The 25,607-nt window shown below is 52.7% G+C and carries 21 protein-coding genes; 9 read left to right on the top strand and 12 right to left on the bottom strand.

All coding sequences use genetic code 11. The annotated features are described in order from the left end of the window. Positions 1-60: 60 nt before the first annotated feature. A complete protein-coding gene (locus TJ79_RS12340; protein WP_040950605.1) occupies positions 61-1,050 on the top strand; it encodes an aldo/keto reductase in 990 nt (329 codons plus the stop codon). 85 nt (positions 1,051-1,135) lie between these two features. Here the strand turns inward: TJ79_RS12340 and TJ79_RS12335 are convergent, their stop codons facing one another. The 4 genes from TJ79_RS12335 to TJ79_RS12320 form a co-directional block, all read right to left on the bottom strand. Continuing rightward, on the bottom strand, positions 1,136-1,423 hold the full coding sequence (locus TJ79_RS12335) for a DUF6509 family protein (RefSeq protein ID WP_040950604.1): 288 nt from the start codon (positions 1,421-1,423) through the stop codon (positions 1,136-1,138). A gap of 102 nt (positions 1,424-1,525) precedes the next feature. Beyond that, entirely contained in the window at positions 1,526-2,401 is an 876-nt protein-coding gene (locus TJ79_RS12330; protein ID WP_040950603.1) for an aminoglycoside phosphotransferase family protein, read from the bottom strand. Further along, the gene (locus TJ79_RS12325; RefSeq protein ID WP_052339537.1) at positions 2,401-3,009 is read right to left on the bottom strand and encodes a TetR/AcrR family transcriptional regulator; all 609 of its coding nucleotides are present in this window, start codon (positions 3,007-3,009) and stop codon (positions 2,401-2,403) included. Before TJ79_RS12325 ends, TJ79_RS12330 begins: the two co-directional genes overlap by 1 nt. A 221-nt stretch (positions 3,010-3,230) precedes the next feature. Next, the gene (locus TJ79_RS12320; RefSeq protein ID WP_040950602.1) at positions 3,231-3,974 is read right to left on the bottom strand and encodes a hypothetical protein; all 744 of its coding nucleotides are present in this window, start codon (positions 3,972-3,974) and stop codon (positions 3,231-3,233) included. A 245-nt stretch (positions 3,975-4,219) separates the two neighbouring features. Here TJ79_RS12320 and TJ79_RS12315 point away from each other — a divergent pair, with 245 nt between their 5' ends. Continuing rightward, a complete protein-coding gene (locus TJ79_RS12315) occupies positions 4,220-7,312 on the top strand; it encodes a hypothetical protein (RefSeq protein ID WP_162162950.1) in 3,093 nt (1,030 codons plus the stop codon). 82 nt (positions 7,313-7,394) lie between these two features. Here the strand turns inward: TJ79_RS12315 and murI are convergent, their stop codons facing one another. The 3 genes from murI to TJ79_RS25980 form a co-directional block, all read right to left on the bottom strand. Then, positions 7,395-8,189 (bottom strand): glutamate racemase, encoded by a 795-nt coding sequence (murI, locus tag TJ79_RS12310; RefSeq protein ID WP_040950600.1) that lies wholly within the window; start codon positions 8,187-8,189, stop codon positions 7,395-7,397. Between the two features lie 89 nt (positions 8,190-8,278). Continuing rightward, positions 8,279-8,935, bottom strand: coding sequence for an HAD family hydrolase (locus TJ79_RS12305; RefSeq protein WP_040950599.1), 657 nt, complete (start codon positions 8,933-8,935; stop codon positions 8,279-8,281). A 140-nt stretch (positions 8,936-9,075) separates the two neighbouring features. Next, the gene (locus tag TJ79_RS25980; RefSeq protein WP_238322988.1) at positions 9,076-12,222 is read right to left on the bottom strand and encodes an S-layer homology domain-containing protein; all 3,147 of its coding nucleotides are present in this window, start codon (positions 12,220-12,222) and stop codon (positions 9,076-9,078) included. A 351-nt stretch (positions 12,223-12,573) separates the two neighbouring features. On the opposite strand from TJ79_RS25980, the gene TJ79_RS12295 reads away from it, so the two are divergent. Beyond that, the gene (locus TJ79_RS12295) at positions 12,574-13,083 is read left to right on the top strand and encodes a GNAT family N-acetyltransferase (RefSeq protein WP_040950598.1); all 510 of its coding nucleotides are present in this window, start codon (positions 12,574-12,576) and stop codon (positions 13,081-13,083) included. Between the two features lie 218 nt (positions 13,084-13,301). On the opposite strand, the gene TJ79_RS28145 is transcribed toward TJ79_RS12295, so the two are convergent. Continuing rightward, entirely contained in the window at positions 13,302-13,454 is a 153-nt protein-coding gene (locus TJ79_RS28145) for a hypothetical protein (RefSeq protein ID WP_238322987.1), read from the bottom strand. Positions 13,455-13,477: 23 nt separating this feature from the next. On the opposite strand from TJ79_RS28145, the gene thrS reads away from it, so the two are divergent. The 3 genes from thrS to TJ79_RS12275 all read left to right on the top strand — a co-directional run bounded on the left by thrS (position 13,478) and on the right by TJ79_RS12275 (position 17,516). Further along, positions 13,478-15,388, top strand: coding sequence for a threonine--tRNA ligase (gene thrS, locus TJ79_RS12290; protein ID WP_040950597.1), 1,911 nt, complete (start codon positions 13,478-13,480; stop codon positions 15,386-15,388). Between the two features lie 99 nt (positions 15,389-15,487). Beyond that, positions 15,488-16,819, top strand: coding sequence for a CTP synthase C-terminal region-related (seleno)protein (locus tag TJ79_RS28445; protein WP_081756878.1), 1,332 nt, complete (start codon positions 15,488-15,490; stop codon positions 16,817-16,819). Positions 16,820-16,871: 52 nt separating this feature from the next. After that, positions 16,872-17,516, top strand: coding sequence for a hypothetical protein (locus TJ79_RS12275; protein ID WP_040950644.1), 645 nt, complete (start codon positions 16,872-16,874; stop codon positions 17,514-17,516). Positions 17,517-17,589: 73 nt separating this feature from the next. Here the strand turns inward: TJ79_RS12275 and TJ79_RS12270 are convergent, their stop codons facing one another. Together TJ79_RS12270 and TJ79_RS12265 are read right to left on the bottom strand one after the other, a co-directional pair. Further along, positions 17,590-18,021: a hypothetical protein gene (locus TJ79_RS12270; protein ID WP_040950596.1), complete on the bottom strand. Its 432-nt coding sequence runs from the start codon at positions 18,019-18,021 to the stop codon at positions 17,590-17,592. 87 nt (positions 18,022-18,108) lie between these two features. Beyond that, positions 18,109-18,525 (bottom strand): hypothetical protein, encoded by a 417-nt coding sequence (locus tag TJ79_RS12265; protein ID WP_052339534.1) that lies wholly within the window; start codon positions 18,523-18,525, stop codon positions 18,109-18,111. 210 nt (positions 18,526-18,735) lie between these two features. Here TJ79_RS12265 and TJ79_RS12260 point away from each other — a divergent pair, with 210 nt between their 5' ends. Genes TJ79_RS12260 through efeB form a run of 3 tightly spaced genes read left to right on the top strand, consistent with a single transcriptional unit; the run spans position 18,736 to position 22,721 of the window. Next, complete coding sequence (locus TJ79_RS12260; RefSeq protein WP_162162949.1) at positions 18,736-20,226, top strand: FTR1 family iron permease; 1,491 nt, start codon at positions 18,736-18,738, stop codon at positions 20,224-20,226. 20 nt (positions 20,227-20,246) lie between these two features. Continuing rightward, complete coding sequence (gene efeO / locus TJ79_RS12255) at positions 20,247-21,452, top strand: iron uptake system protein EfeO (protein ID WP_040950595.1); 1,206 nt, start codon at positions 20,247-20,249, stop codon at positions 21,450-21,452. A 21-nt stretch (positions 21,453-21,473) separates the two neighbouring features. Then, entirely contained in the window at positions 21,474-22,721 is a 1,248-nt protein-coding gene (gene efeB, locus TJ79_RS12250) for an iron uptake transporter deferrochelatase/peroxidase subunit (protein ID WP_040950594.1), read from the top strand. A 153-nt stretch (positions 22,722-22,874) separates the two neighbouring features. Here the strand turns inward: efeB and TJ79_RS12245 are convergent, their stop codons facing one another. Together TJ79_RS12245 and TJ79_RS12240 are read right to left on the bottom strand one after the other, a co-directional pair. Beyond that, a complete protein-coding gene (locus TJ79_RS12245) occupies positions 22,875-23,633 on the bottom strand; it encodes a YheC/YheD family protein (RefSeq protein ID WP_040950593.1) in 759 nt (252 codons plus the stop codon). Positions 23,634-23,786: 153 nt separating this feature from the next. Then, on the bottom strand, positions 23,787-25,511 hold the full coding sequence (locus TJ79_RS12240) for a methyl-accepting chemotaxis protein (protein ID WP_040950592.1): 1,725 nt from the start codon (positions 25,509-25,511) through the stop codon (positions 23,787-23,789). Positions 25,512-25,607 lie beyond the last annotated feature (96 nt).

Genomic DNA, 25,607 nt, shown 5'->3' with positions numbered 1-25,607 from the left:
GTTGCCCTATAGGGAAGAGTAAGATGGAAAAGAATTCAAACGGGGAAAGGTGGCGTGGATATGGAGAAGAGGACGTTAGGCAAAAGCGGTTTAGTCGTTTCGGCTCTCGGGCTCGGCTGCATGGGGATGTCCGATTTCTACAGCGGACGTGATGACGAGGAGTCTGCGAAAACCTTGCACCTGGCGCTGGATCTGGGCGTCGTCTTTCTGGATACGGCGGATATGTACGGCTGCGGAAAAAATGAGGAGCTTGTTGGCCGGTTCATCCAAGGGAGGCGGGACGAAGTCGTGCTGGCCACCAAGTTCGGCAACACCTTCGATGAAAAGATCGGCAAGCGTCTCGGCGTGAGCGGCAGGCCGGAATACGTCCGCTCCGCCTGCGAGGCCAGTTTGCGCCGGTTGGGAGTCGATCACATCGATCTTTATTACCAGCACCGGGTCGACCCGAACGTGCCGATCGAAGAAACCGTTGGCGCCATGTCCGATCTGGTCCGGGAAGGTAAGGTGCGGTATCTCGGCATGTCCGAAGCGGGTCCGGCCACAATTCGCCGGGCTTACGCGGTGCATCCCATCGCCGCCTTGCAGACGGAATATTCCCTCTGGAGCCGGGACGTGGAAGACGAGATTCTGCCGCTTTGCCGGGAGCTGGGCATCGGCTTCGTCCCCTATAGTCCGCTCGGACGGGGATTTTTAACGGGACAGATCAAGCGTTTCGAGGATTTGGCGGAGGATGATTTCCGGCGCCACTCCCCCCGTTTCCAAGGGGATAACTTCCGCAAAAACCTGGAGCTGGTAGACCGGATCAAGAGCATCGCCGTCGAAAAAGACTGCACCGCCTCGCAGTTGGCGTTGGCGTGGCTGCTCGCCCAAGGGGAGGATATCGTGCCGATCCCCGGAACGAAACGCCGCTCTTATCTGGAGGAAAACGTTGGGGCGTCGGCGGTGAAACTGAGCAAGAGCGATTTGGACCGGATCGAAGAAGCGGCTCCCAAAGGCGTTGCGGCAGGGCAGCGCTATCCGGAAGCCAGCATGAAGATGCTCAATCTATAAACGATAAGATATATAAAAGAAACCGGACTTCCCGTTTGGCGGGATGATCCGGTTTCTTTTGTCACGGCTGCAGCAAGCGGTCTCTTCAATCCTCCGCCAAATGTTCCTTGCAGAAGACAGCCAGTTCCTCCACTTCGTCCTGTTCCAGATCAAAATCCAGCAGCTTGTGGGTTGTCCGCTCCAACAGCTCGTACTTCACGATGCCTTCCTTTTTGCCGTCCACCTTGTAAATGACCCGGACCGAGACTCCATTTTCCGAGAACAGTTCATCCTCTTCGTCGATGTCCAAGTCGATAAAATACTCATAGCGTTTGCCCGAGATGATGCCGAAGGGGTCCTTGACCAGCTCGACGGTGTATTCGGTGATGTTCATGGGTGCGCATCCTTTCCAAAATCAGATGGTTCCATTATACAGGAGAGGCGGTCAGCTTTCGAAATAAAAACGATACCCTCCCATCGGGAGGGTGTTGATCTTTTAAACCGTACTATTCAGAAGCTTTAATTTACTTCTGATCTCGCTGATAAGTAAAGAGCGCTCTTCCTCGCACAAACTGTCGGCCGATAACTTGCGGGCGGCTATGGGAACTAGCCATGGCACTATGTCTGCGTAGGTGATGCCGGACTTTTTTTCATACTCGGCCATGAACTCACGGATGACCTTTTCCCGGAATTCATGAAAGACAAGCTTCACGCTTTCCGGGACAGAGGCTGGCAAAACGGCGTACCGCATCATCACCACGTATTCGGCCAAGTCCGCTTCCGGATTGCCGACGGTGGCGTCGTTCCAATCGATAAGGACGAGACGGCCATCCGCAAGCAGGATGTTTCCCGGGTTCGGATCGCCATGACAGAGTGCGTGCTTTGGCGGCAATTGATCCAACAGGGCGGTCACCGCTGTTTTCTCGCTGTCCTCTAAGTAGGGCACGCACCAAATGTCCCGCTTGATGCGTTGCCGTTGATCCGGCATGTCCATGTTCCGGGCTGTATGGGTATGAACAAGGTGCAGCAGATCGGCAGTTGAATGGATATCCCCGAATTCATCCGTTTCCTCACCGGCGGTAGGCTCTTCTTGCTGCTCCATAATCGCTCTGACAAATCGCTCCAGAAGAGAATCGCCGTTTATACGCTCAAAGACGATCCCGTTTCTGCTCTCCGCCTCTACCAACTCATAAACCCGGGGAACCGGCAGCCCGAGTTCCCAAGCGACATGGGTATGATGCATCTCGTTTTGCAAGGAGATGAGATCGGTGTTGGGCTTCGCCAGCTTGACGATTTTCTTCCCGGATATGCCCCATTCAAAAACCTCAGCGCACCCGCCTTCCGCCAGCTTTATTCCGATGGTTTCCGTCATCATCCTTCACTCCCTTGTCCGCCGGTTCGGCTTCCGGTGTTGTTAAGCCCCTCTTTGGTGAGTAGCATTTCGTACATTTCGGTAACCATTTCCTTTGCCTCGTCGATGCCCAACTCCAGCGTACCCGAGTTCATCATCGTTCCGATTCCGATGAGATAGATGGAGAGCTTGAGAAACAGCGATTTGATCAGGGGAGCGGTAGCCGAGTGGAGACGTTTGCTGAAGCGCATGTGGGAGGTGGTCAATTCTTCGCCTAATAAAAGTTCACTCTTTGGATCGTAGGTTTTGTATCCCGAGAGGTACAAGGTGCGAAACAGTTGCTTTTCGTCTTTGGCGAACAGTAAAAAGCCGATGGCCAAGTTGAGCGCAGAGGCGTTATCGCGGTTTTGGTACTCTTTCATACGGCTTCCAGCAAACTCCGCCGTTCTTTCGTATACCGCTTTCTTCAACCCGTCGATGCTTCCGAAGACACTATAAACGGGCTGGGTCGAGCATTGCAGGAATTGGGTAATGCTTCTGGCGGTTAGAGCATCAAAGCCGTTGACTCGGACAAAATCAAAGGCGCCATCCAGTATTCGTTCTTTCGTCAGTTCTCTTTTGGGCGGCATGGGATCATCTTCCAACAAAAATAACAAGTGTTATATAACGTTATGTTATTTTATGTAGGATGAATTGTCAATAGGAAGGGGGTCTGTCAATCGATTTGTAGTGGCAGATAGGGGGTTCCTCAAAAAAGGAGTGGTAAGTGTGGGCTTGCCGATTCGATCAGGCAATGCGGGTCAGCTACAGCGCGAGTCCATGGCGGGTACGCTGACTAATGGTTTTCCGGTTAGATCGCGTCTACCCGAGGTGGCAGACTTTGTTCCTGGCGGGCTGCTTGAACGATTTCTTGGAACAAATTCGCTACTTCGTCGTCGCTTGTGTTTGCCGCATCGAAGTTTTTCAACTCAGCCAGCAAGTCCTGCCAACCTTGTTGAACGGAAGCGCCGGAAGACGAGTCCGTAGCGTCCGTGGCGGAAGAGCCGTCGCTTATTTTCTCCTGAAGCGCGGTCAGAAACGCTTTCTTCTGTTCCGTCGTCATCGCTGGAGGCGGGCCGTCGGGCCGATCTCCGGGAGGCGGGCCATCGGGGCGTTCCGGACGCATGCTTTGCAGCGTCTCCATCACTTGATCGAACAGGTCGGATACCTTGTCATCGGTGGTGCTTTCAGAATCGTAGCCGGAGAGCTCGTCCTTCAAGGAGGAGAGAGCGTCGGAATTCTCCGTTTCTGAGGTAGCGGAAGTTTCGTTCCCGAGAAGGTTTTGGATATCCGCTAGCATCTGTTTCTTTTGATCGATAGACAGTGAGTATTCCTTGGCGTTTGCATCGTAGTTGCCCGTCGGTTGCGGATAGTCGGTCTGATTGCCGGCCATATACATCTGGAGAGCTTCGCTGAATTCAATGGTGTCGGTGGACGCGGTACCGGTTTTTGTGTTTTTGCCTGCCGTTTGAAGATGGTGATGCTTGTGCGTACTGGTGACGGACGTTGCTTGCGTTGAAGACGCCGTCGTGGCATTGTTGACCGATAAAGACATAAATGGCCGGGCTCCTCTCATGAGTAGGAAAATCTCGGCAAGCCCACAGTCCATTATTTTCCGGGTACCTGAAACCAAGCTTAGCGACTGCTTAAGCGGTACTGAATGTTTGCTGAAACTTTTGTAGCGGGCATGCTGAAGGCGCGGACTGGGCTCTTTTTGCATGTCCACAAATCTCACAGCGAAATGAAGGCATCCCATATAAAATGGAAGAACCATTCCAAGAAATGAGGTTTTTTGCCATTATGTCGTATTTTTCTTCCTTCCGCAGATGGGCGGGAACTTTGGTTTTGATTATAGCGTTATCGGCAACATTCCCGATCAGCAAGTGGAGCACGCCTGCCCATGCCGAAGGGAACTCCGTTTCCGCATCCGTTCCGCGGACTCTGGCGGCGGGAAGCTCACAATCTTATCTTCTTGATGCGAGCGGAAAGCTTTATGCTTGGGGCCACTATGACGATTTTGCATTTGTCGCAGGGATTGATGCGCCTAAGGCAATGGGCTTTTTTACGAACAAGCCTATAAAAGAACTGTGCACGAAAGATGAAACGACGGCAGTTCTGCTGGAGGATGGAACCGTATGGGTGCATGAGCCTTACCAACAAGCAAAGGCGATGTTCGTACAGGTTCCGGGTGTAGCGAATGTAAAGGAAATATCGGCAAGCGATACTTATATTTTTGCATGGAAAGAGAACGGCGAACTGGTGACCTGGACGGATATGCCAGGCGGGAAATTTTTTACCGTAAATACGCGAAAGGCAAGCCTGGATGGCATCGTCACCATTGAGGATGGCTACGGGATTAAAGCTGACGGAACCGTTTGGTTTTTGGGATTGTCCGGAATGGATGAGGGTGTCCAGGTTCAGGGGCTGACCGATGCGGTGGAGCTTACCTTTGACAACAATCAGACGACAGGTTACGCCCTGCGCAAAGACGGATCCGTTTGGGCTTGGGGAACAGGCAAGCTGAAAGGTGATCTGCAATTGTTTCCCCGCGATCGGGGGTATTTTGAGGCCGCTCCCGTTGCAGGCCTTAATCACGTGCGCAAGCTTGCGTCCGGTGCTAACCATTTTCTGGCGCTCCTTGAGGATGGCACGGTTCGGGCCTGGGGAGTGAACGGTTTGGGGCAACTGGGTGACGGCAGCAAAGAAGACAGCATCGTTCCCATCCAGGTCAGCGGGTTACAGAACATCGTCACCATCGCAAGCGGATACGGCGCAGATCACAGCTTTGCGGTAGATGCGGCGGGAGACATTTGGTCGTGGGGCAATAACGCAGCCGGCCAGGTTGGAGCGGCTTCCAGCACTAAAGTGATCGCATCTCCGGTAAAGGTTAAGTTTTCCTTGAAGAAGGCGGACGGCGGCACCCGATTCGATATTTCCCCTTCTGGATTGGACGGCAATTTGGTAGGGTCGTCTGCGGGTAACGGCAAAGGAGTCATCGTCGCCACTACCGACCGGTACTTGATGCGCTCGACGGATTTCGGCAATACCTGGTCCAAAGCGCCTCTCCCTGCGGAGAGCAAGTACACGACTCTTATTTTTGCCAAGGATCGTTTCTATTTTTCAACGTTCAACACCTCTATGCCCCAAACCTTCTGGTCCTTGGATGGAAAGACTTGGACTTCCTTCGAGCTAAGAAATGATGACGGAGCCTATTCCGTATCGAACGTGGATTACATTCAGAACCAATACGTTCTTAGTGCTGTAAGGATGGGAGACGACGAGATGCCCGTCTACGTTTCAGCCGACGGTGTATCTTGGGAGAAACGGGGCACCGTGCCGGATCATGGTGAGCTCGTCTGGAACGGGAAGCGGTACGTCGTCATGTCGGGCGGATATACATATGAAGGTGCGGCTTCCAGCCGGAACCAATTTACCGTCAAAGCCAAGGATAAAGTGAAAGCCGAGATGCTGCTCTATACTTCCGACGATTTAAAGAGCTGGAAACAGCAATCGGGCTCCATCAAGCCGAACCTTAGATATGAGGCCATGTATAACGGAGACAGGTTAATCCCCAATTACTGGGCGAGCATCATGGAAGTGGCGGCGGACGGAACGATAACGGCGATTGATTATTACGGCAATATTTTCACGTCAAAAGACGGCATTACCTTTTCTTTGGTGAGAAATGAGCCGGCTTTGTACGATATCGGCTTAAGCCCCATGTTCAAAGTCGGAGCCAAGTATATGATATACGGGGTTTTATGGAGAGGTGAAGGAGCCCTTTACACGTCAACCGACAAACTGCACTGGACGAAGCAAAAGATCGCCAACCAGCCTTTTGCTATGAGCGTCTTAAAGGATGGTCAGAATTTCGTCGGGTTCGGCCGGGAAGACGGCTCGATTGCCGTGTCGAAGGACGGGGTCAACTGGTCCGTAAAAGTCAAGCCTTATCCGGCTTCCTATTTCTATGACATGGTCTATGCTAACGGACTTTACGTAGCGGTAGGTTCGGATATGGTTTACGACGTGCCGGCGATTTGGACGAGCAAGGACGGCGGAAACTGGACGAAGACGCTGACGTCGGACCGCTATTCCACCGGCCAGCCGTATCTTTCCTCGGTGACCTATGGAAGCGGTGGGTTTGTCGCGGTCGGTGGAAGTTCTGCGTACACGTCGGCAACCGGAACGGGCTGGAAGAAGTCGACCGTCGCCTCCGGGGGATACTTGGCACGAGTCGTTTGGACGGGGAAGACGTATTTGGCCGTAAGCCAAACGTATAACAAATCGGGGGAAGCCTCCGGCAGCCAATTTTATACGTCGGCAAACGGAACGTCCTGGAAAGCGGGGGCGAAAACATCGGCCTTCATTCTCGATGTTGCGGTGAATAAAGGAACCGTCGTGGCGGTGGGAACGAAAAACAAGACGGCGGTCGTCCTTACATCGGGGGATCTGAACAAATGGACGGAAACTTCGTTCACTCTAGGTAAGGATAATCCCTCATGGAAGAGGATGGATTCTTCAACGGGCGAATATTACTATAACCGGCCGGCAAACGTGTTTACCAATGTGATGGCGAAAGCGGATGGTTTTATTATCATGTCCGATCATGTGTACACCTCCAAGGACGGTATAGCCTGGTCCACGGTAAAAGGAACCTACGACGATTATGTTAAGGAGGACCCCCAACTTTATGCTGGCGGACGGCTGGTCTGGACCGGAAAGGATTACCGGTATAAGCAGGGCAGCATAATCGGTGTATCGCCTGACTTGAAGAACTGGGATTTTTACGATACGGAAGTACCGTATAATGCGAGAGGCCTGCTCTGGGCGAACAGCAGCTTGTTCAGCTACGGGGATAGCGGATTGCTCGTGCAGATCCGCGACAAGAAATAAACGCCTTTTTCTAAACAAACGCCCTCCGGCAGTATGGAGGGCGTTTGTTTTCGGTATGGGGAGTTGTAGCCTTAGTTCCGCCTCATTCGGAGGAAACCGGAGTAACCGCCGCTTCCTGAAGCAAAGTCAGGGCAGTTTGCATTTTGGCCAGATATTCGGGCTCATCGCCGGTGCACATGAACCGCACACGGCCGCTTCCTTTGTCGGCTGTGATTCCGTAGCGGGTCAACTGCGCCATAAGCCGTCTGACGGTACCGACGTTCCCGTCAACAATCTGGATATGAGGCGGTAAGAGCTCCCGCAAAATCTCTTCATAGTAGATATAGTGGGTGCAGCCCAAGACTACAATGCCGTAATTGTTTAGATCGTAGGAAGCAAGCTTGGAGCGAAAGTAATCACCCATTATTTTTCGATCAAACTGAAGCGCTTCGCAGTAATGGACAAGTTCAGGCAACGGTAAGGATTCCACGATACCTTCCTCGTCTACCCGGGACACTAGGGCGTAATATCTCGGCTGCTGCAAGGTGAGGGGGGTGGCGAATACGAGCACTTTTTTTCCTGTCGCCCGGTTCATTTCCACTGCCGGTTTAACCGCCGGCTCCATACCGATGATCGGAAGCGAATAGCGCTCCCTTAATTCATTTATAGTGATGCTGGTTGCGGTGTTGCAAGCTACTACAAGAGCATCAATGCCTTGCCGGATCATCCGGTCCACCGCTTCAAGAACGTATATCTGCACATCCTCTTTCGATTTCGTGCCGTATGGAACATGCAGCGTGTCGGCCATATACAGGTAATCCTCCGCTGGGAGCCGACGCAGCGATTCTGCCAATACCGTAACCCCGCCAATACCGGAGTCGAAGAAGCCAATTGTCATAGAGGGGTGACTCCTATCGCAAGAGATTGGAATGATGTCTTCCTATAGCATATAGCGAGTGTGCCCCTCGGAGCAACATGAACGCGCCTTTATTCCTTATTTTCACCGAATACCCAGTCGAGAAAGGGCGGAACCGTTCGATAGATGTGTTCCGGACTCAGCTCGAATTCGGAGCTTTGGGAGGTGGATAGCCATTGCACAGCGAAGGTGCGGACACCTGCCGCCTGCCCTGCCTTGACGTCGGCGATGCTGTCGCCCAGGAAGATGGTATCCTCTTTGTGCCCGTTTAGGGTTGTCATTGCTTTCAGCACGCCCTCGGGGTCGGGCTTCGGTCGTTCCACATCGTCCCCGGTGATGACCAGATCGAAAAATGGCGCCATCTCCAACGCTTCCGCTGATATCTCGTAGGCTCTCCGGCTTTTTCCGGTGATCACGCCGATGCGGATGCCGTGTTCCTTGAGTGTCTGCAGCAGTGAGAGGATGTCCGGGTGGGGGTGGACGACTTGCCGGTGGTCTTGTTTATACACGTCGTAAAAATGGCGCGTCGCATCGGCCAGTACGGTGGCATTGGCTAGGTTAGCCGAAAGGATTCCGTCTTCCGTCGGCCCGAACATCTTCACGAGCTCCTCTTTCGTAACTATCCGCTGATCGTATTTCGCAAATACGGACTGAAATGACCGGAATGCCAAAGGCAACGTATCCGCTAGCGTCCCGTCGAAGTCAAAGAGGGCAACCTTTACCGCCATCCGTCAACACTCCCATCGGTTCTCTTTTTGTTTTTAGCATACTATTTTTGCTGGGAAAAGAATATGAGGGCGATGCGGACATGAAAAAGAGATTGCCCGGTTCGGAAACCAAAGGCAATCTCGGAAGAGGGAGAGCATGATTAGTTGGGAGATGGCGTGACCGTCACATAGTCGAAGTCATCAACAAGCGTTCCCATGGAATCACCTAACTGAAGTGGATTTGCACCATTCGTTTTCATGTATTTCACCTGGACCTGCTGCCCGTTTCTGAAAGCATTTTCGATCACATTCTTAATGTGAGACGAATATTTATCGTTCAAGTCGATGGCGTAAACATTCCATGCATTTTTCTCCGGTTGGATAAACGGGTCGGGCTTAGCGATGAATCCTCGTAGAGTGTAATCAACCCCTCCAATACGAACCACCAATCCTGCTGCCGAGCTCAGTGTATCCGCTATAAAGCCGTTAGCGAACGTAAGCTTCAAGTAGCCATCCTTATAAGAGGCGGTCGGCGTACCTGCATAGTCAAGTTGAAAAACTAGCGTCGACATGATCGGATCTGTGAATGGATCCATGGCCAGGTCTGTCATTCCAGATGTGTCGATTTTGAGGGTGACATTCCCTTTCGGAAGCGGTTCGGCGAAAGTGAAATAAAAGGTCTTCATGATGCGGATGTCTTCATAAGCAGTGGCGGCAGGCTGATATACGGCGTCTCCAACGGAAACCGTTATGCGATTGCTCGGGTTATTTTCGATTCCGCCAATCCCTGAAGAATCCCAACTTGGGTATATTCGAGCCATTACCTTCTTTCGGTCGGGGCTAACCATGACGCGGGCAGCTTGCTCGTGGGTCGATACAACCATATTGGAGAATTCGTGAATGGACCGACCTGAATAGTCCTGCAAACTATTCCCTTTGTATGATAAATGAAGAGTTCCATAATAGGAATTCGTAGCTAGGCCACTGACATCAAGTGCAATATAGGCGCCTCCATGTGCGGGATCGGGGGAGTTTACAATGCTGGCTTTTGTTATGGACCCGGCGCTGTCTAATGTAAAGTCCCCGGGGACTATTGAACTCTTTTCATTCAAATAAGTCGTGAAGTGAACGTAAATTTTTGACAACGCCTGATTGATCGCTATGGTAAAAGGGCTTGGCGAGTATTCGTAAGTCGGATGAGTGTGCTTCAGCAAAATAGATGTTACATCGCTGGAAAGATGATTGGTTTTATCGCGGATAACGAAGTTCACGCGAGCCGAGCCAATGTGTCCCGGGTCGCTCACCGTTTGAAATTCTTGGATTTGATTGACTTGGGAGGCTTCGATGTTGAAATAAGGATAATCTCCCACATAGTCGATATTGCGATTTTTACCAGAGTAGCCTTCAAGCACAGCCTGTATGTCCGATTGTGGGGAGTCGGGCAGCGAATCGACGGTCATGAACACTTCCGCCGGTTTCGTCAGCTTATATCGAACCCAAAGCGATCCGTTTTTCATATAGGCCTGCGGGTAACCGTCGGCAAAATACGAATCGATATAATCGCTGGTTTCCACGCTGATCACGCCTTCTTCGCGGACGATCATTTCGTAGGTTTTCGTTCCTGAAATGCTTCCGCTTACGGTTGCGGTGAGGTTGACGATTTGGTCGTCGTTGCCTCTCGTTACTTTTCCGACGGCAGATAAAACGCCCTCCTTGTCCGAACTCCAAGCGATCGAGACGCCGGGATATGCCGGCAGGGACGTTATAAGATTCAAGTCTGCCATAATCGCGTTGCGGCTTGCATTTGTTCCGAGATAATCCTTTTCAATGGCGGTGAAGATGGCTTGTTCCTGGCCAACGACCGTTATGGCGATCTGGTTTGTTTTGCTGCCGTCATCCGTTACAACCTTGACGTTCTTTGTTCCTTTACCTACGGCGGTGACGACGCCGGTTTGGCTGACGGTGATGACGTTAGTGCTGCCATCGGCGACAGTCCACGTAACCTTATTGTTAGTCGCATTGCTTGGTAGAACGGTAGCCGTTAATGTTTTTGTCTCACCGATGACCATCGTAGCGTCGGATGAGTCAATGGATACGCCGGTTACCGCGATGATTTGGGCACCGCCACCTCCGCCGCCCCCGAAGAAGCCACCACCACCGCTATTCTGTCCGGGCTGAACAGATTTGTCATTTACGGTAATCGCAACGCCGTCAGTACCTGAATATTTGTCGATGGTAACATTCCCGGTTACGGCAGTATCCGCTTGGGCATCCAACTCTTTGATCGTGCCGTTGGCTGTGATGTTGGCGGATTTCGCATAGTTGGTCACTTTCGCAAACGTGCCTTCCAGGACGATTTTTTGATCTGCTGCGAGACTTGCCGGGATTTCGACGGTTTCAATCCCGCCGCCGGCCGACAGTTCCTTGGTTACCAACAGCGCTCCGCTCTCGAGCCTGACGACAGATACGGAGGTTGTTCCTGTTGCGACAATGCGGATTTTGCCGCCAGCTTTATTGACGATCAAGGAGCCTCCGACACTGACGCTATTCAAGATCACCGAATGCTCCCCGCCCCCTTGGACGATCACGGAACCGGCGATTTTGACGTTGTTCAGGGTCACTTCGCCTTCTCCCACGCCAGGAGCGATATAGAGATCCCCCGAAATGCTCGAATTCTGTAAGGTGACTCCACCCGTGTTGATCAAGGCATTGCCTTGAACATTCTCGGAATACGTTCCGGATTTCGTGATTAGCACTTGCAGCAAATTGTTTAAAATCGTAACCGCTTCTGCTTTCGTTAGGTGGGATAATGGCTGGAAGGTTCCATCCGGCATACCGTTTAGTACCTTTTTCGCGGACAGGGCGGCGACAGCACCCTTGGCCCAAGAGGCAATGGCGTCATTATCCTTGAAAACACTGGCTGTTGACGAGGTGTCATCCATATGAAAAGCGTGCGCGATCATGACGGCGGCTTCCTGGCGAGTCAGTTGTCCAACAGGAGATGCTTTGCCGTCCGATCCATTAAGAACACCTGCGGCATGCAGCTTCAAAATGGCGTCGGCATACCAGTCATTGCTCTTCAAATCAGAAAAAGGATTCTCACCTTTTTCTATGTATTTCATCGTGTTATTGAGCATGGCTGCAAATTCTGCTCTCGTTATGTCGGCATTGGGTTTGAACGTTCCATTGGATCCGTTTACAACCCCGTAGTCGCTCCATTTCTCGATTGCGGCTTGCGCCCAGTGGCCTTTAGCATCCCGGAAGGATTGAGCCGAAACCGGAGTCGCTACCGTCATGATGATCATCATCCAGACAAGCAAAAATAATATCATACGTTTATTGGTCTTTTTCAATATCGATTACCTCCAAAGCGAAATAGGGATAAAGGTTGTAACTTTCAAAAAAGAAAAGTGCGATTCGGAGCGATCTCCGCCTCCTTAATTTTAGTGATCGAGGAAAAATATCCTTAAAAGAGAAAATAGTTTCTTTTAATTATAGTAGAGTTTGGTAAAGGCTTCCATGTCGAAACTTCGCGAAATTTGTACAATCCTAACAAATGGCTTATATATTTTTTGTGAACTTCCGATGGGGAGTTGCACACCTGCTCATTTTCAGTTACCCTTGATATAGAACATACGTTCTTGAAAGGCGGCGAATAAATGGCGAAGGATGCTGTGCAAGTGGAACTCCGGGCATGGTCCGAGGACGATTTGGTTTTGCTTCGTTTGCAAAATACTCCGGAAATGACGGAGCATCTCGGCGGACCGGAGTCCGAGGAGAAACTCCTGAACCGGCATCAGCGGTATTTGAATATTTCCGGGCAGAAAACGGGAAATATGTTTAGCGTAGTTCAACTTCCGCATCGGGAAAAAGTCGGCTCAGTTGGATACTGGGACAGCGACTGGCAAGGGGAAGAAGTTTACGAGACGGGCTGGAGTATTTTGCCGCTATATCAGAACAAAGGGCTCGCTACCGCGGCCATGCTTCAGGTTATCGGCATCGTTAAGCGCGAGAGAAAGTACCGCTCGATCCATGCTTTCCCAGCGATCGATAATCCCGGCTCCAATGGGGTATGCAGGAAGCTCGGGTTTACCTTGGATGGCCCGTGCGAGGTTGAATACCCGAAAGGATCGATGATGCAGAGCAACCACTGGTTTTTGGAGCTTTAGCAGGCGATTGGACAGGGGAGACAAATGACGGTTGACCGTACGGCACCAACTGGTTATAATAAATCCCAATATTAGGGCAATGACCAAAGACATGATTTCTTTCAAGGGCTGTACAGAGAATGGGGTGAAAGGTGAGAGCCTCTACAGCGGCCAGAAGGAAGTTACCCCTTTGCAGCCGCGATGATGAATCGGTAGCGTCCGCTGACGCCCGTTAGTAATCACCGCCGTTTGATCCCCGTTACCGGATTCCGAATAAGGATTTGCTTGTACGCGGAATTCCCCGGAATAACCGGCAGCAAATCGAATGAGGGTGGAACCACGAGCTGAACGCACTCGTCCCTTGGTGGAGAGATGCGTTTTTTTGCGTTCAAAAAATCCAAAGGAGGGTTTTATCGTGGGAATCGAGATTACGCTATCAGACGGGAAAAGAAAGGAATATCCGCTAGGGACCACGGTCGGGCAAGTGGCGGAGTCGATCAGTTCTGGCTTGAAAAAGGCTGCCATTGCAGGAAAAATCAACGGCGCGCCGGTGGACCTGAGCCGCGTTATTGCGGACGGCGATCATGTCGAGATTTTAACCCCGGATACGAGGGATGGGTTGGACATTTACCGGCACAGCGCCGCCCATCTGATGGCTCAGGCGATCAAACGGATTTATGGAAACAAGGCAAAGCTGGCGATCGGGCCGGTCATTGCCGACGGATTTTACTATGACGTCGATATGGAGACTCCACTGACTCCGGATGATTTGGCCGCCATCGAAGAGGAGATGCGGAACATCGCACAGATGGATTATCCCATCATACGGCGCGCTGTCAGCCGGGAAGAGGCGATCAGGCTGTTCGAGTCCACCGACGACTCGCTGAAGCTGGAGCTGATCCGGGACTTGCCTGAGGAAGCGGAAATTACGCTCTATGAACAAGGGGAGTTTGTCGACCTTTGCCGCGGGCCTCATCTTCCTTCTACAGGAAGGCTAAAAGCTTTTAAGCTGCAGCACGTCGCTGGTGCGTATTGGCGGGGAGACGCGGCGAATAAAATGCTTCAGCGCATTTACGGAACCGCCTTCCCGAAGGAGTCGGAGCTCACGGAGCATCTGCATCTGTTGGAGGAAGCGAAAAAGCGCGACCACCGCAAGCTAGGCAAGGAACTGGGTTTGTTCATGTTTTCCGAGGAAGCTCCAGGCATGCCGTTTTATCTTCCCAAGGGCATGACGATTCGGACCGTGCTGGAAAACTTCTCCCGGGAGATGCAGATCAAACTGGGGTACGAGGAAGTTCGCTCGCCGCTGATGATGAACAAACGGATGTGGGAGCAGTCGGGGCACTGGGATCATTACAAGGACAACATGTACTTCACCGAAGTGGACGAAACGACCTTCGCCTTGAAGCCGATGAACTGCCCGGGCCACATGCTCATCTATAAAAACAACCTGCACTCCTACCGGGAGCTGCCGATCCGCCTCATGGAGTTCGGCCAGGTGCACCGCCACGAGTTTTCCGGGGCGCTCAGCGGGATGATGCGGGTGCGGACTTTTTGCCAGGATGACGCTCATATTTTCGCGCGGGAGGATCAAATTCAGGAGGAAGTGAGCCGGGCTATCGGCTTGATCGACCGTATATACAAGGTGTTCGGCTTCGATTACCGCATCGAGCTGTCGACACGGCCCGAGGATTCCATGGGCTCGGACGAACTTTGGAATCGGGCGGAGGCTGCCCTGCAAAACGTGTTGGACACGATGGGCGTTGATTACCGCATCAATGAGGGAGACGGAGCGTTTTACGGGCCGAAGATTGATTTCCATATCCTCGACGCTTTGAAGCGAAGCTGGCAGTGCGGAACGGTTCAGCTTGATTTTCAAATGCCGGAAAAATTCGATCTTTCCTTTATCGGAGAGGACAGCCGCAAGCACCGTCCCGTTTTGATCCACCGTGCGATTTTCGGCTCCATCGACCGGTTCATGGGCATCCTGACCGAGCATTACAGCGGCGCATTCCCCTTGTGGCTGGCACCCGTGCAGGTCAAGCTGCTTCCCGTGGCGGAAAGCTTCATCGGATACGCATTAGAGGTTAAGGAAACGCTCCAGCAAGCGGGCGTACGTGTGGAAGTGGACCCACGGAGTGAAAAGCTCGGCTACAAAATCCGCGAGGCGCAAGTGGAAAAAGTGCCTTATATGCTCGTCCTTGGGGAACAGGAGCAGATGGCGGGGACGGTTTCCGTCCGTAAGCGCGGAGGTGTCGACCTCGGGCCGAAAACCGTGAAGGAAATCATCACTCATCTGCTTGAGGAAATAAGCGCAGAGGGATAGTTCGGGATAAAGCCTGGGGCTCATGGAAATAAAAGTATCCTTGCCACCTTCCGTACGTTTATAATCGAGGATATAAAAAAACGGAAAGTTGGGAAAACGATGCTGCATATCGGATTGATCGGCGATTATAACCCGCAAGTCGTGGCGCACAAAGCCATTCCGGAAGCGATCCGGTTGGCGGCAGTGGAGCTGGGATACCCCGCCGATTTCGAATGGATCCCGACGCCAGAGCTAGACCGGGATTATGAAGAGAAGCTGGCCAAGTTTCACGCCATCTGGACGGTTCCGGCCAGCCCGTACGCCAGCATGACCGGGGCGCTTAACGGCATTCGTTACGCACGTGAGCGGAAGCTGCCGTTTCTCGGCACCTGCGGCGGCTGCCAGCACATGATTTTGGAGTTTGCCCGGAATGTGCTGGGGCTGACGGACGCGGATCATGCGGAGGAAAATCCGACCGGCTCCCTCTTGATGATCACGCCACTGTCCTGCTCCGTCAACGAGACGGTGCATACCTTTCATCTTTCTCCGGGCTCAAAAGTCGCCGCAGCTTATGGCAGTGACCAGGTAACCGAGCAGTATGGCAGATGCAATTACGGGCCGAACCCGGAGTTCGCTCCCATGCTGGAACAAGCCGGCTTGCGCACGGTCGGAACGGAGAGCCTGGGCGAGCCGCGCATCATGGAACTCGCCGGATATTCTTTTTACGTCGGCACGTTGTTTCAGCCGGAACGCTCGGCTCTTCGCGGCATCGTTCATCCATTGATTCTGGCTTATTTGCGGGCGGCGGCAAACGTTGCGGTCATGCGGGAAGCCGAACGTTTCGCCCGGGCGGAGCTTGAAGCCGACACTACCGGCCACGATTGGTGGCACATTCATCGGGTTCGGCAATCAGCGGAAAAGCTGGCGGCAGCCGAAGGAGCCGACCGTTTCATCTGCGTCACAGCGGCGCTGCTGCATGACGTGGCAGACGAGAAGCTGAACGATTCCAAGGAAAGTGGATTGCAAAAAGTCCAAGATTGGCTGGACCGCCAGCCTGTAACGGAGGAGGACCGCCGGCATATCATGGAGATCATCGCGAATCTCTCCTATAATGCCGGAACGAACCCGCCCATGCGCACGCTGGAGGGGATGGTCGTGCAGGATGCGGACCGGCTGGATGCCATCGGCGCCATCGCCATCGCCCGGACTTTTTTGTATTCCGGGCATATCGGCCGTCCGATTTATGACCCTACTATATTGCCTCGTGAAACGATGACCCGTGAGGAGTACCGGCACGGCAAGAGCACGGCGATCAACCATTTCCATGAAAAGCTTTTTAAGCTGAGGGATCGCATCAATACCGCGACTGCTAAAGCCATCGCCGAAGAGCGGCACCGGTTTATGGAAGGATATGTGGAACAGTTCATGCTGGAATGGGATGGACAGGACTAGAACCTTTTTGCATGGGGGAAAAGATGTGATCGGAAGATTTGCTTCACTTTTCATGGGGGTATTGTTTTACAGGGGGCCACAGCTCGACTTCTCGGTGGAAGAAGCAGCGGAGTATGAATCGGTGTTTGCCGACGCCTTGCGCGACCAGGCCGAAATCCGCTATACCGGCCGTTATTCCAAATCCCGCTTCATTCAGTACATCGCTGCGAGAAAACCGGTTCTTCTGCACGGATCGAATAATCCGGATATTGAGGAATTCGAAACAAGGAAGCAAACCCTCTTTAGCGGGCTGTATGTCGAAGCGGTTTTCGCCACGAAAGACGGCATTTGGCCGCTCTTTTACGCCGTGTTTGACCGGAGCAAGCTGATGGGGAACTTCCGCAACGCGTGTATCAAGGTAAGGGGACGGAAGCGGGGGTATTACCTTTTCTCACTGACCCGGGAGACGATGGAGCAGCGCCCCTGGACCGGCGGGATGATTTATTTTCTGCCGGAAGCCTCGTTTGAGCGGGCAAAGACGACACTGCTGTCTTTCGATGAATGGACAAGCCCGATTCCTGTTAAGCCGATTGCGAAAATCGCCGTAGAGCCGCAGGACTTCTTTTTTCTCGACAAAGTTTCCTGCCACAATCCCGTCGAGTCGGTAATTCGTTCCTGGCTTTTGTATAAAATCAGGTTGCGGTTGAAGCGAAAATAGCTATAATGATAGAATCCATAACAATAAATGCTGATCTCCCGGTCCATAAGGATCGGAGGATCAGCTTTTTTGGTTAGTTATCGTTGGTATAGGCTCGTTTGCGGAGATCGAAATGAAACGTCGTACCGTCTTCGGAGACTAGCACCAGGATGCCTTTGTTCTCTGCCGTGATTTTGACCCAACCGTGTTTACCGGGAGTGAAATAGGCATCATTTCCAGCCTCACCGGAGTCTTTCGGCACTTCATGATAGACAATAAGCTGGCCCTGGTTCGTCGAGTCGATACTCTTCATGCGTACTCCGGCGTAAACTTCCAAATACTTGCCGTCCACGAAACCATTCCACTGGTTTTGGATATCCGCATCCAAGCGGCCGGTTGCTTCGGTTTGGATGCCCAGATTTTTATGATGAAGATCTGAGCTGGTCCCGGCTGCCGCCCCTCTGCATCCTGCAAGGAAAAACAGGAAAACCAGCGGCATAACAAAAAATGCAGCTTTGTTCCGCATTGCTATCGCTCCCCGATTTATAGGTGGTTGTTATTCCACCTTAAGACGATTGAACGATTGAAATGGTTACAAGGAATGGGAGACGAACTACTTCACAATCTGAATGAGATCCGTATTGTCCTCACTGGAGAGCATTTGGGCTCCCTCGGGTGTAACGTTATAAACCCACTTTCCGATGAGTTTTTCCCCGTTGACAGAGAAGTTCCATTCTTTAGTCAAGGTCACGATATACGTTTGCGGATCGAGAGCAGCCTCCACTTCCGTTGCAAGCGATCCGGTTACTTTAGTTCCAGGAGCAAGTCCTCCGGTCACCGTTTCAATAGCTTTGGTTTGACCGGCCTCGGGATACTCGGGATGATCCTTTAATACGATGGAAACGGCTTGTTGTTCGGAAAACGAAGCGGTCCCGCTTGGAGCGGTAGTTCCGTTTACGGTGGAATCGTTAGTCGCCCGGCAAGCGGTGAAGAGGATCAATAGAGAAAACAGGACGACGATACGCGGCATAGATGGTTTACCTCCTGTGTATATCTTATCAGACGCAGCTGGAAAATGAAAAGTTTCGTGACAGCTTTTCAAACATTGATGCGCGTGAGATTTAAAAGAAAAACAAGAGCCAATTGCGTTGACAGGGAATAGGCGGACTTTTATAATAATAAAACGATAATGAGAATCATTTTCAAATAGGAAAGGGTGCAACAGTACGGGATGAGAGGCTTGAGCAAGAGACTGGCTGTAGGAATAAGCGTTCTGTTGCTGCTTCTTTTATGGGGCCGCCCTATTGCCGGAGAGGCTGAAGGAGCAGGCAGCGGAAATGACATTGGTACGGTGCTCGTCCAAGTGGAAGCGATGCAAAACCGCCTGGAATCCGGGAATATTGAAGAAGCTTCTTCCGACTTCGCTTCGGTGAAAAAGTGGTGGAGTGTAAGCAAGCCGGCCATTAAGCAAGATTCTCTCAACATGGCCCTTGAGGTGGACCGGCAGATTGCCGGGTTGTCCTTAGCCCTCTTGAATCAGGATGGCAAGGCGGCAGCGGAGCTGGCTTCGACTTTGCAGTTTTCCCTTATGAATTATCGGGATGGGGCGTACACCGGCAATGACGGCAAGCAGCGCATGACCTTGGATGCATACATCCTGAAGCTGCGCCATGTTGGCGATCTCATCGGGGACAAGAACGTCGATGCGAAACAGGCCGTCAAACAGCTGCAGCAGCAATGGCTGTCCGTGGAAGGCGATGTCGTTAGCCAGTCGCAATCGGTATATAACCATACGGAACGCGATCTGGTGCTTCTGGACGCCTATTTGTCCGGAGAGGGAGACTGGCAAAAAGCCGGGCAAGTCGCCAACCGGATGGTAAACGAACTGCTGCCTTTGGCAGGAGCGACGTATTCCTGGTGGGATGCCGCTCTGATTCCCATTCGCGAAGGCCTTGAGGCGGTTCTCGTGGTCGGTTCTCTTCTTATGTACGGTAAGAAGGCGAATTCCCGGTCAGCCAAGCTTTGGGTAGTTGGCGGTTCCGCAGCGGGGCTTGCGACTTGCATCGGCGCGGGCCTTCTCGTGGCGTTCCTCTTCAGCGCCAGCGCCTTCGGCCGCAACAATGCTTTGATTAACGGCTGGACGGGGGTGTTCGCCAGCTGCATGCTGCTTTATATCAGCTACTGGTTGCACCGCAATTCCGATGTGCAGCGCTGGAATCGCTATCTGGCAGCGAAAAGCCGCGATGCCATGTCCAGCGGGAAGATGATTTCACTCGGCATCCTGGCCTACTTCGCGATTGTGCGGGAAGGGCTGGAGACGGTTGTTTTTCTCATCGGCATGGCGGGAAAAATGCCGGGCATTGAGCTGGCAGGTGGGATTGCGGCAGGCTTTGGGGTCCTTGCCGTCTGCGCTTTCGTGATGGTGAAGGCCGGTACGAAGCTGCCTATCCGTCCGTTCTTCCTGGTATCCAGTGTCATTGTGTTTTACCTTTGCTTCAAGTTTATGGGTTCCGGCATACATAGCCTGCAAATGGCAGGGATATTGCCTTCCACAGTTTCTGAGTATTTGCCCGATTTCGCATCGGTCAGTCTGTATCCATCCTGGTATAGCACCCTTCCGCAGCTTGCTTTAGCGCTGGCTGGCATAGGGGCAGTTCTGATTTATCCTCTTGCAAAAAAGCGCACGGTGGCGCGAGGCATCGCGGGAACAGCGTCGCAAAACACTCAATAATTTAGGGGGAATCATTGATTATGTTGAAGATTATGTCCAAGAAATGGTCATCATCCTTTATTGCTTTAACGCTGTCGTCCGTTGTCATTCTTGGAGGTTGCGGCGAAAAGAGCAGTGAAACAGCTGCCGGAACCGCTCCGGCGGGGCAGCAGACGGAGGCGGGGGCGACCGCAACGGCAACGGGCGATCAGGATACCATCAAGCAAGGGACCGCCAAGCTGCAAGAAGAGACGAAAAAGCTTCAGGACGCCATCGCGAAAGAGGATGGAGCTGCGGTTAAAGAGTTGGGCAAGTCCATCAACGATCTGTGGCTTTCTTATGAAAATGCCGTTCGGCAAGCATTTCCGCTGGAGTATACCGAGGTGGAAAAATACGAAATGCCGATCTATTCCGCCTCGGCTTACGATAAAGTGGATTTTGCCGCACTCAAAACGACTGCGGACAGCCTGCAAGACGCTCTGACCAAGCTGCAAAACGCCAAACCGTCGAGCGCCAGCGCTTCGGATGTGATGCTGCAAGCCGTGGCCAGCTATAAAGCTTTTGTCGATCAGCAGGCCGAGCAGTTGGCTGTCCAAACGAAAGCATTCGCCGCTGCCGTAAAAGCTGGCGATATCGAGAAGGCGAAGGAAATTTACACGGTTGCCCGGGTTCATTTTGAAACCATTGAGCCTATTGCCGAGAGCTTCGGCGACCTCGATCCCCGCATCGACGCCCGTTTGGCGGATATGGAGAACGAGGCGGACTGGACCGGTTATCACCGCATCGAAAAAGCGCTGTGGGTGGACAAATCTCTGGCCGGTCAGGAAAAATACGCTGATCAGTTGATCAAGGATACGGAAGAGCTGCAGCAGAAAATTGTGGACTTGAAGCTGGAGCCGAAGACGATGGTGGCGGGAGCCATGGAACTGCTCAACGAAGCGGCTACTTCGAAAATTACCGGTGAAGAAGAGGTCTTTTCCAAAACCGATCTGGTGGATTTGGCGGCTAACGTGAATGGCTCCAAAACGGTTTATCTTGCAATTATTCCCGAGCTGAACGAGAAAAATGCCGACCTAGGCGTACAGCTCGACAAGGCGTTTCAAACGATGGAAGAGACGCTGCTTAAGTATCAGGAAAACGGAAAATACGTCGCTTATGACAAGCTGACGACAGAGCAGATTCGGGAGATCAGCGAGCAGCTCTCGCAATTGTCCAATCTGATGTCGCAGACGGCAAGTATTTTTTAATAGATGGAAGGGGAGCGGGAAATGGAGAATCAACAAGAAGCGAGTAAGGCCAGCCGGATTTCCCGCCGGGAGTTTCTCAAGCTGTCGGCTGCGGCAGGGACTGGATTGGCAATCGGGGCAACGGGGACGGGGGCTATCCTCGGGCTGATGACACCGGCGAAAAAAGCGCAGGCTGATGTTGCCGGATCAGAGGATACGATTTCGATGTATGGCGCTCATCAGGCGGGTATCATTACCCCGCAGCAAACGTATCTGTATCTGGCCAGCTTTCGGATAACCGCAAGCGACCGGGCATCGGTGATCAAGCTTTTGCGGGAATGGACCAAGTTCGCGGATCTTTCGACCCGCGGCGGTACGGCGATTACCGGCAGCAACCGGCTGGTGCCTCCCGCCGATACGGGGGAAACGCTGGATCTTCCTGCGGCAAAGCTGACGACAACCTTCGGTTTCGGACCTTCTTTCTTCTTATCAGAAGGCAAGGACCGGTTCGGTATCGGCAAACAAGCGGCCCGCTATCTGCAGGACATCCCTCGGATGTCCAAGGATTTTTTGGATGCCGACCGGTCCGGCGGCGACATCTGCATTCAGGTGTGCGCCGAGGACCAGCAGGTGGCGTTCCATGCCGTTCGTAACTTCATCCGGCTGTCAACAGGCTATGCATCACTGAAGTGGATGGAGGAGGGTTTTATCAGCGGCGGCAGCGGCAAAACCCCCCGCAACTTGTTTGGCTTCAAGGATGGCACGGCCAATGCAGAGCATCAGACATCATCCGGGTATGAGGATGTCGTATGGACGGGGGCGGGAGAGCCGGCGTGGATGGCCGGAGGAAGCTACCTTGCTTACCGAAAGATCCGCATGCTGCTGGAGGTGTGGGACCGTACCTCCTACTCGGATCAAGAAGATACCTTTGGCCGCTATAAAGAGTCAGGTGCGGCATACGGCTCCACAGGGGAGTTTGATCCGGTAAACGTGAGTCGGCTGCCCGCCGATTCCCATGTCAGCTTGGCCAAGCAAACTGGGCAACGCATTCACCGCAGAGCTTACTCCTATACGGGAAGCGTAGATCTCCGGACCGGCAACGTGGACGCGGGGCTGCTGTTTCTCAGCTATCAGCGCAACCCGGAGGAGCAATTCATCCCGATGCTTCGCATGATGCAGAGTAAGGATAAACTCAACGAATATACGGCCCATATTGCCAGCGGCATGTTCGCTTGTCCCGGCGGTTTGCGCCAAGGGGAATATATTGGTCAGCGGATATTTGAAGGGTAAGACATATCAGGTAAGGCATATCGTTGCAGAGGGGTTGTTCCACGCGTGGGCATTTGACGCTGAGGCAGCTTCTTTTTTTATATTTGCGCTGGTGTTTCCGATGATCCTTGCCTCATTGCCCGGCCGACCGAACGGCCGGGAAGCGAGGCGTATCTATTTCGTTCTTCCGTAATCTTTGGCATAGGAGAGAATTTTTCGGTACATCGGCCTAAAGGGCTTTACCTTCAAGGGAAAGATTTGTGGGCTTGTGTTGACCTCCAAGATCCAAGGCTTTCCTGTAGAATCAAGGGCTACGTCCAGACCCAGCTCGCGGAACCCTTTGCGGAAAAGGTCGAATTGGTAGCCGACGTCCACCCCGAGTTGCTTCAGGAGGTCTTCCGTGAATTTGGTTTGCTGCTGCGAATATCCGGCGCTCTTCAGCGTCGGTCGGAGAAGGGCGATCGTTCCTCCTTGATGATAATTAGTGGCGACCTTGCCCGGTCTTCCGACCTTCACGAATATGGCGGTGCCTACCCATGTCCCGGCGTTGTTTTTTTGTGCCATGACGCGGATGTCGAAAGGCTTTCCCGCCGAGGTAGCCAGTTGGATTCCCGCTTGCAGCAAATAGGATTGCCCTTTGGAAAAGCGATCCAGATGATTGAATAGCCTATTCTGATTGGAATGGCGTGTCAGCGTGTACAGGTGTTGGGTCGAATACCCCTTCGCCAGCCGCTTGATGCGGATGATGCGGTGTCCCCCCGAACCATTGGTAGGCTTGAAGTAAACGACAGGGTATTCAGCCAGCATGGAGCGCAGCGTATCTCTAGTAAAAAGCTCTGTTTTCGGCACGTATTTGCTTAACGAAGGGTTCTGTAGCAGCCACTCGGTTTTGGTCCATTTGCTGGTTATGGTACGGCTTTGGTAGTTGACCACGAAACGATTCCCGCCTTTCTATTCTCCTAGAATCCTAGAATATGTAGAAAGGGGGATGCTCGGCACCGTTCATGCCTAGAGGCAAAAGCGGGACTTTCCCTTTAGGCGGGGAAGTCGGCTCGACGGGCCAGTAGATAGGGCGGCAGATGGATACTATGCGGTACGGAACTTACCGATCTCGGTGTAGAGGCTTGCGGACAGAGCATGCAGATGTTCCGCTTCGTCGGCGATTTGCTGGACGGCTTCGTTTTGCCGGATGGCGGCGTGGGTGATTTCCTCGGAGCCAGCAGCCGTCTCTTCAGCCGCCGCTGCGACCTCTTCAACCGCTTCGGCGAGGCCGGTGCTTTTGCGGTTGGCTTCGCTGATTCGCCCATGTACGGCTGGCACGTGGGTGGCAATCTCCGTCAAAGCTTCCGAGATGGCGTGGAAGGCGGTGTTTGTCAGGGCGACCCGGCTGTTCTGTTCATAGAGGCCGGTTCGAGCTTCCAGCAGATCCCGCTCAGCAACGGTGGTTTGTTCTCCGAGGGCCTGTACAAGAGCGGCGATTTGTTTAGCCGATTCATGGGCTTGTCCCGACAGCTTGCGTACTTCACCGGCGATGACGGAGAAGCCAAGCCCGTATTGTCCGGCGGTAGCCGCTTCAATGGCGGCATTCAAAGCGAGCAGGCTCGTTTGCGAGGATATATCCGCTATCGCCGCGTTGATGGAGCCGATCTTTCCAGTGCTCGCCGCCAGATGGCGCATGGCCGTAACCGCCTTTTCAATCAATTCCTCCGATTTGCTGGCGGCTTTTCCGAGTTCTTGAACTGAGGCTTCGCACAGATCTGCGCTTTCCTGAGCTGAACTGCTCATGAGCTGCATTTCATCGGCAGAGGCACCGATGCCTTGCAGATCGGCGTTCAAATCCGTGAGGAGCGCCGCGCTGCGTTCCGCCAAAACTGCCTGGCTGTTTGCCGATGCGGAAACGTTTTGAATGGTGCTGGCGATTCGCCCGCTGGCGTCCGCCGTATCCCGGGAAGATTCGCGATAGGAGGAAGAGGAGTCCGAGAGGGAGGCGGCAATGCTCCGTACCTCGCCGATCATCGCCTCCACCCGATCTGCCATTTGATCAAAGCCGCCGCTTAATTTACCCAGTTCATCCTCGTCCTTGGAGTCGATACGGTGGCTCAAATCCCCTGCCGCAATTTGTTGAACGGCAGTTCCCAGGCGACGTACGGGCACAAGAACCGAACGGGCGAGCAGGAAAGCGACGGCGATGCTGATCAAAAGAACAAGGAAAGGTGCCACGGTCATCACAGTCACGGTGCGGTCCATACGGGAAAGAGAGTTGGCCACGGCGGCTTCCTGAGCTTTGCTGAAATCTTGATAAAACTGGTCGACAGCTTTGAAAATATCGGTTTTCATCTCGTCGGATTCGTCGTAGATGAACTGAATGTTTTGTTTCAAGTCGGCTTCGGAGTAATTGCTCTGTTTCATCAGATTGACGGCTCGGTCGTAGGTTTCGAGAAATCCGTCGGATGCGATGATCATCCGGCTGCGGGCCTGAAATTGCTCCTTCGTAACGGCGTGGCTGCTGATCTTGTCGAGAATGGCTTTATACTCCACCCGATCTTTCTCGAATTTGGTTTTGAAAGCTTCATCACCTGAGATCATGTATCCGGATGAAGCATCTTTCATTTCTTGTACGAGTACTTTAAAAGCCAGAGCAGTCTGCTTCAAGTCGGTCGTATCATTCTGGATCGCCATCTGCTTGCGAATTTGCTCCATCTGCTGCAGGTTGAAGACAGCGACAAGGATGAAGACTGCCAGTATCGTAGCGAACCCCGCCACGAGCCGGCCAGTCAGAGTAAGGCGGGTTATTCTTTTTATGATGGTCAAGACCGTCTCCCCCAATATGTAAAAAATATGAAGCGCCACCTACAGACTAGTGGCGCTTCATTAATTTACATGACCGGGATTGTTAAAAGATTGTAA

It is taken from the genome of Gorillibacterium massiliense (assembly GCF_000455485.1).
GTDB lineage: Bacteria > Bacillota > Bacilli > Paenibacillales > NBRC-103111 > Gorillibacterium > Gorillibacterium massiliense.
Note: the sequence above shows the minus strand (reverse complement) of the source record. Positions and strands in the feature narration are given on the sequence as shown.

Bases quoted from the DNA above. Each gene is read 5' to 3' on its own strand.
- TJ79_RS12340 (WP_040950605.1), top strand. From the start codon at position 61: ATGGAGAAGAGGACGTTAGGCAAAAGCGGTTTAGTCGTTTCGGCTCTC.
- TJ79_RS12335 (WP_040950604.1), bottom strand. From the start codon at position 1,423: ATGAACATCACCGAATACACCGTCGAGCTGGTCAAGGACCCCTTCGGC.
- TJ79_RS12330 (WP_040950603.1), bottom strand. From the start codon at position 2,401: ATGACGGAAACCATCGGAATAAAGCTGGCGGAAGGCGGGTGCGCTGAG.
- TJ79_RS12325 (WP_052339537.1), bottom strand. From the start codon at position 3,009: ATGCCGCCCAAAAGAGAACTGACGAAAGAACGAATACTGGATGGCGCC.
- TJ79_RS12320 (WP_040950602.1), bottom strand. From the start codon at position 3,974: ATGTCTTTATCGGTCAACAATGCCACGACGGCGTCTTCAACGCAAGCA.
- TJ79_RS12315 (WP_162162950.1), top strand. From the start codon at position 4,220: ATGTCGTATTTTTCTTCCTTCCGCAGATGGGCGGGAACTTTGGTTTTG.
- murI (WP_040950600.1), bottom strand. From the start codon at position 8,189: ATGACAATTGGCTTCTTCGACTCCGGTATTGGCGGGGTTACGGTATTG.
- TJ79_RS12305 (WP_040950599.1), bottom strand. From the start codon at position 8,935: ATGGCGGTAAAGGTTGCCCTCTTTGACTTCGACGGGACGCTAGCGGAT.
- TJ79_RS25980 (WP_238322988.1), bottom strand. From the start codon at position 12,222: ATGATGATCATCATGACGGTAGCGACTCCGGTTTCGGCTCAATCCTTC.
- TJ79_RS12295 (WP_040950598.1), top strand. From the start codon at position 12,574: ATGGCGAAGGATGCTGTGCAAGTGGAACTCCGGGCATGGTCCGAGGAC.
- TJ79_RS28445 (WP_081756878.1), top strand. From the start codon at position 15,488: ATGCTGCATATCGGATTGATCGGCGATTATAACCCGCAAGTCGTGGCG.
- TJ79_RS12275 (WP_040950644.1), top strand. From the start codon at position 16,872: ATGGGGGTATTGTTTTACAGGGGGCCACAGCTCGACTTCTCGGTGGAA.
- TJ79_RS12270 (WP_040950596.1), bottom strand. From the start codon at position 18,021: ATGCGGAACAAAGCTGCATTTTTTGTTATGCCGCTGGTTTTCCTGTTT.
- TJ79_RS12265 (WP_052339534.1), bottom strand. From the start codon at position 18,525: ATGCCGCGTATCGTCGTCCTGTTTTCTCTATTGATCCTCTTCACCGCT.
- efeO (WP_040950595.1), top strand. From the start codon at position 20,247: ATGTTGAAGATTATGTCCAAGAAATGGTCATCATCCTTTATTGCTTTA.
- efeB (WP_040950594.1), top strand. From the start codon at position 21,474: ATGGAGAATCAACAAGAAGCGAGTAAGGCCAGCCGGATTTCCCGCCGG.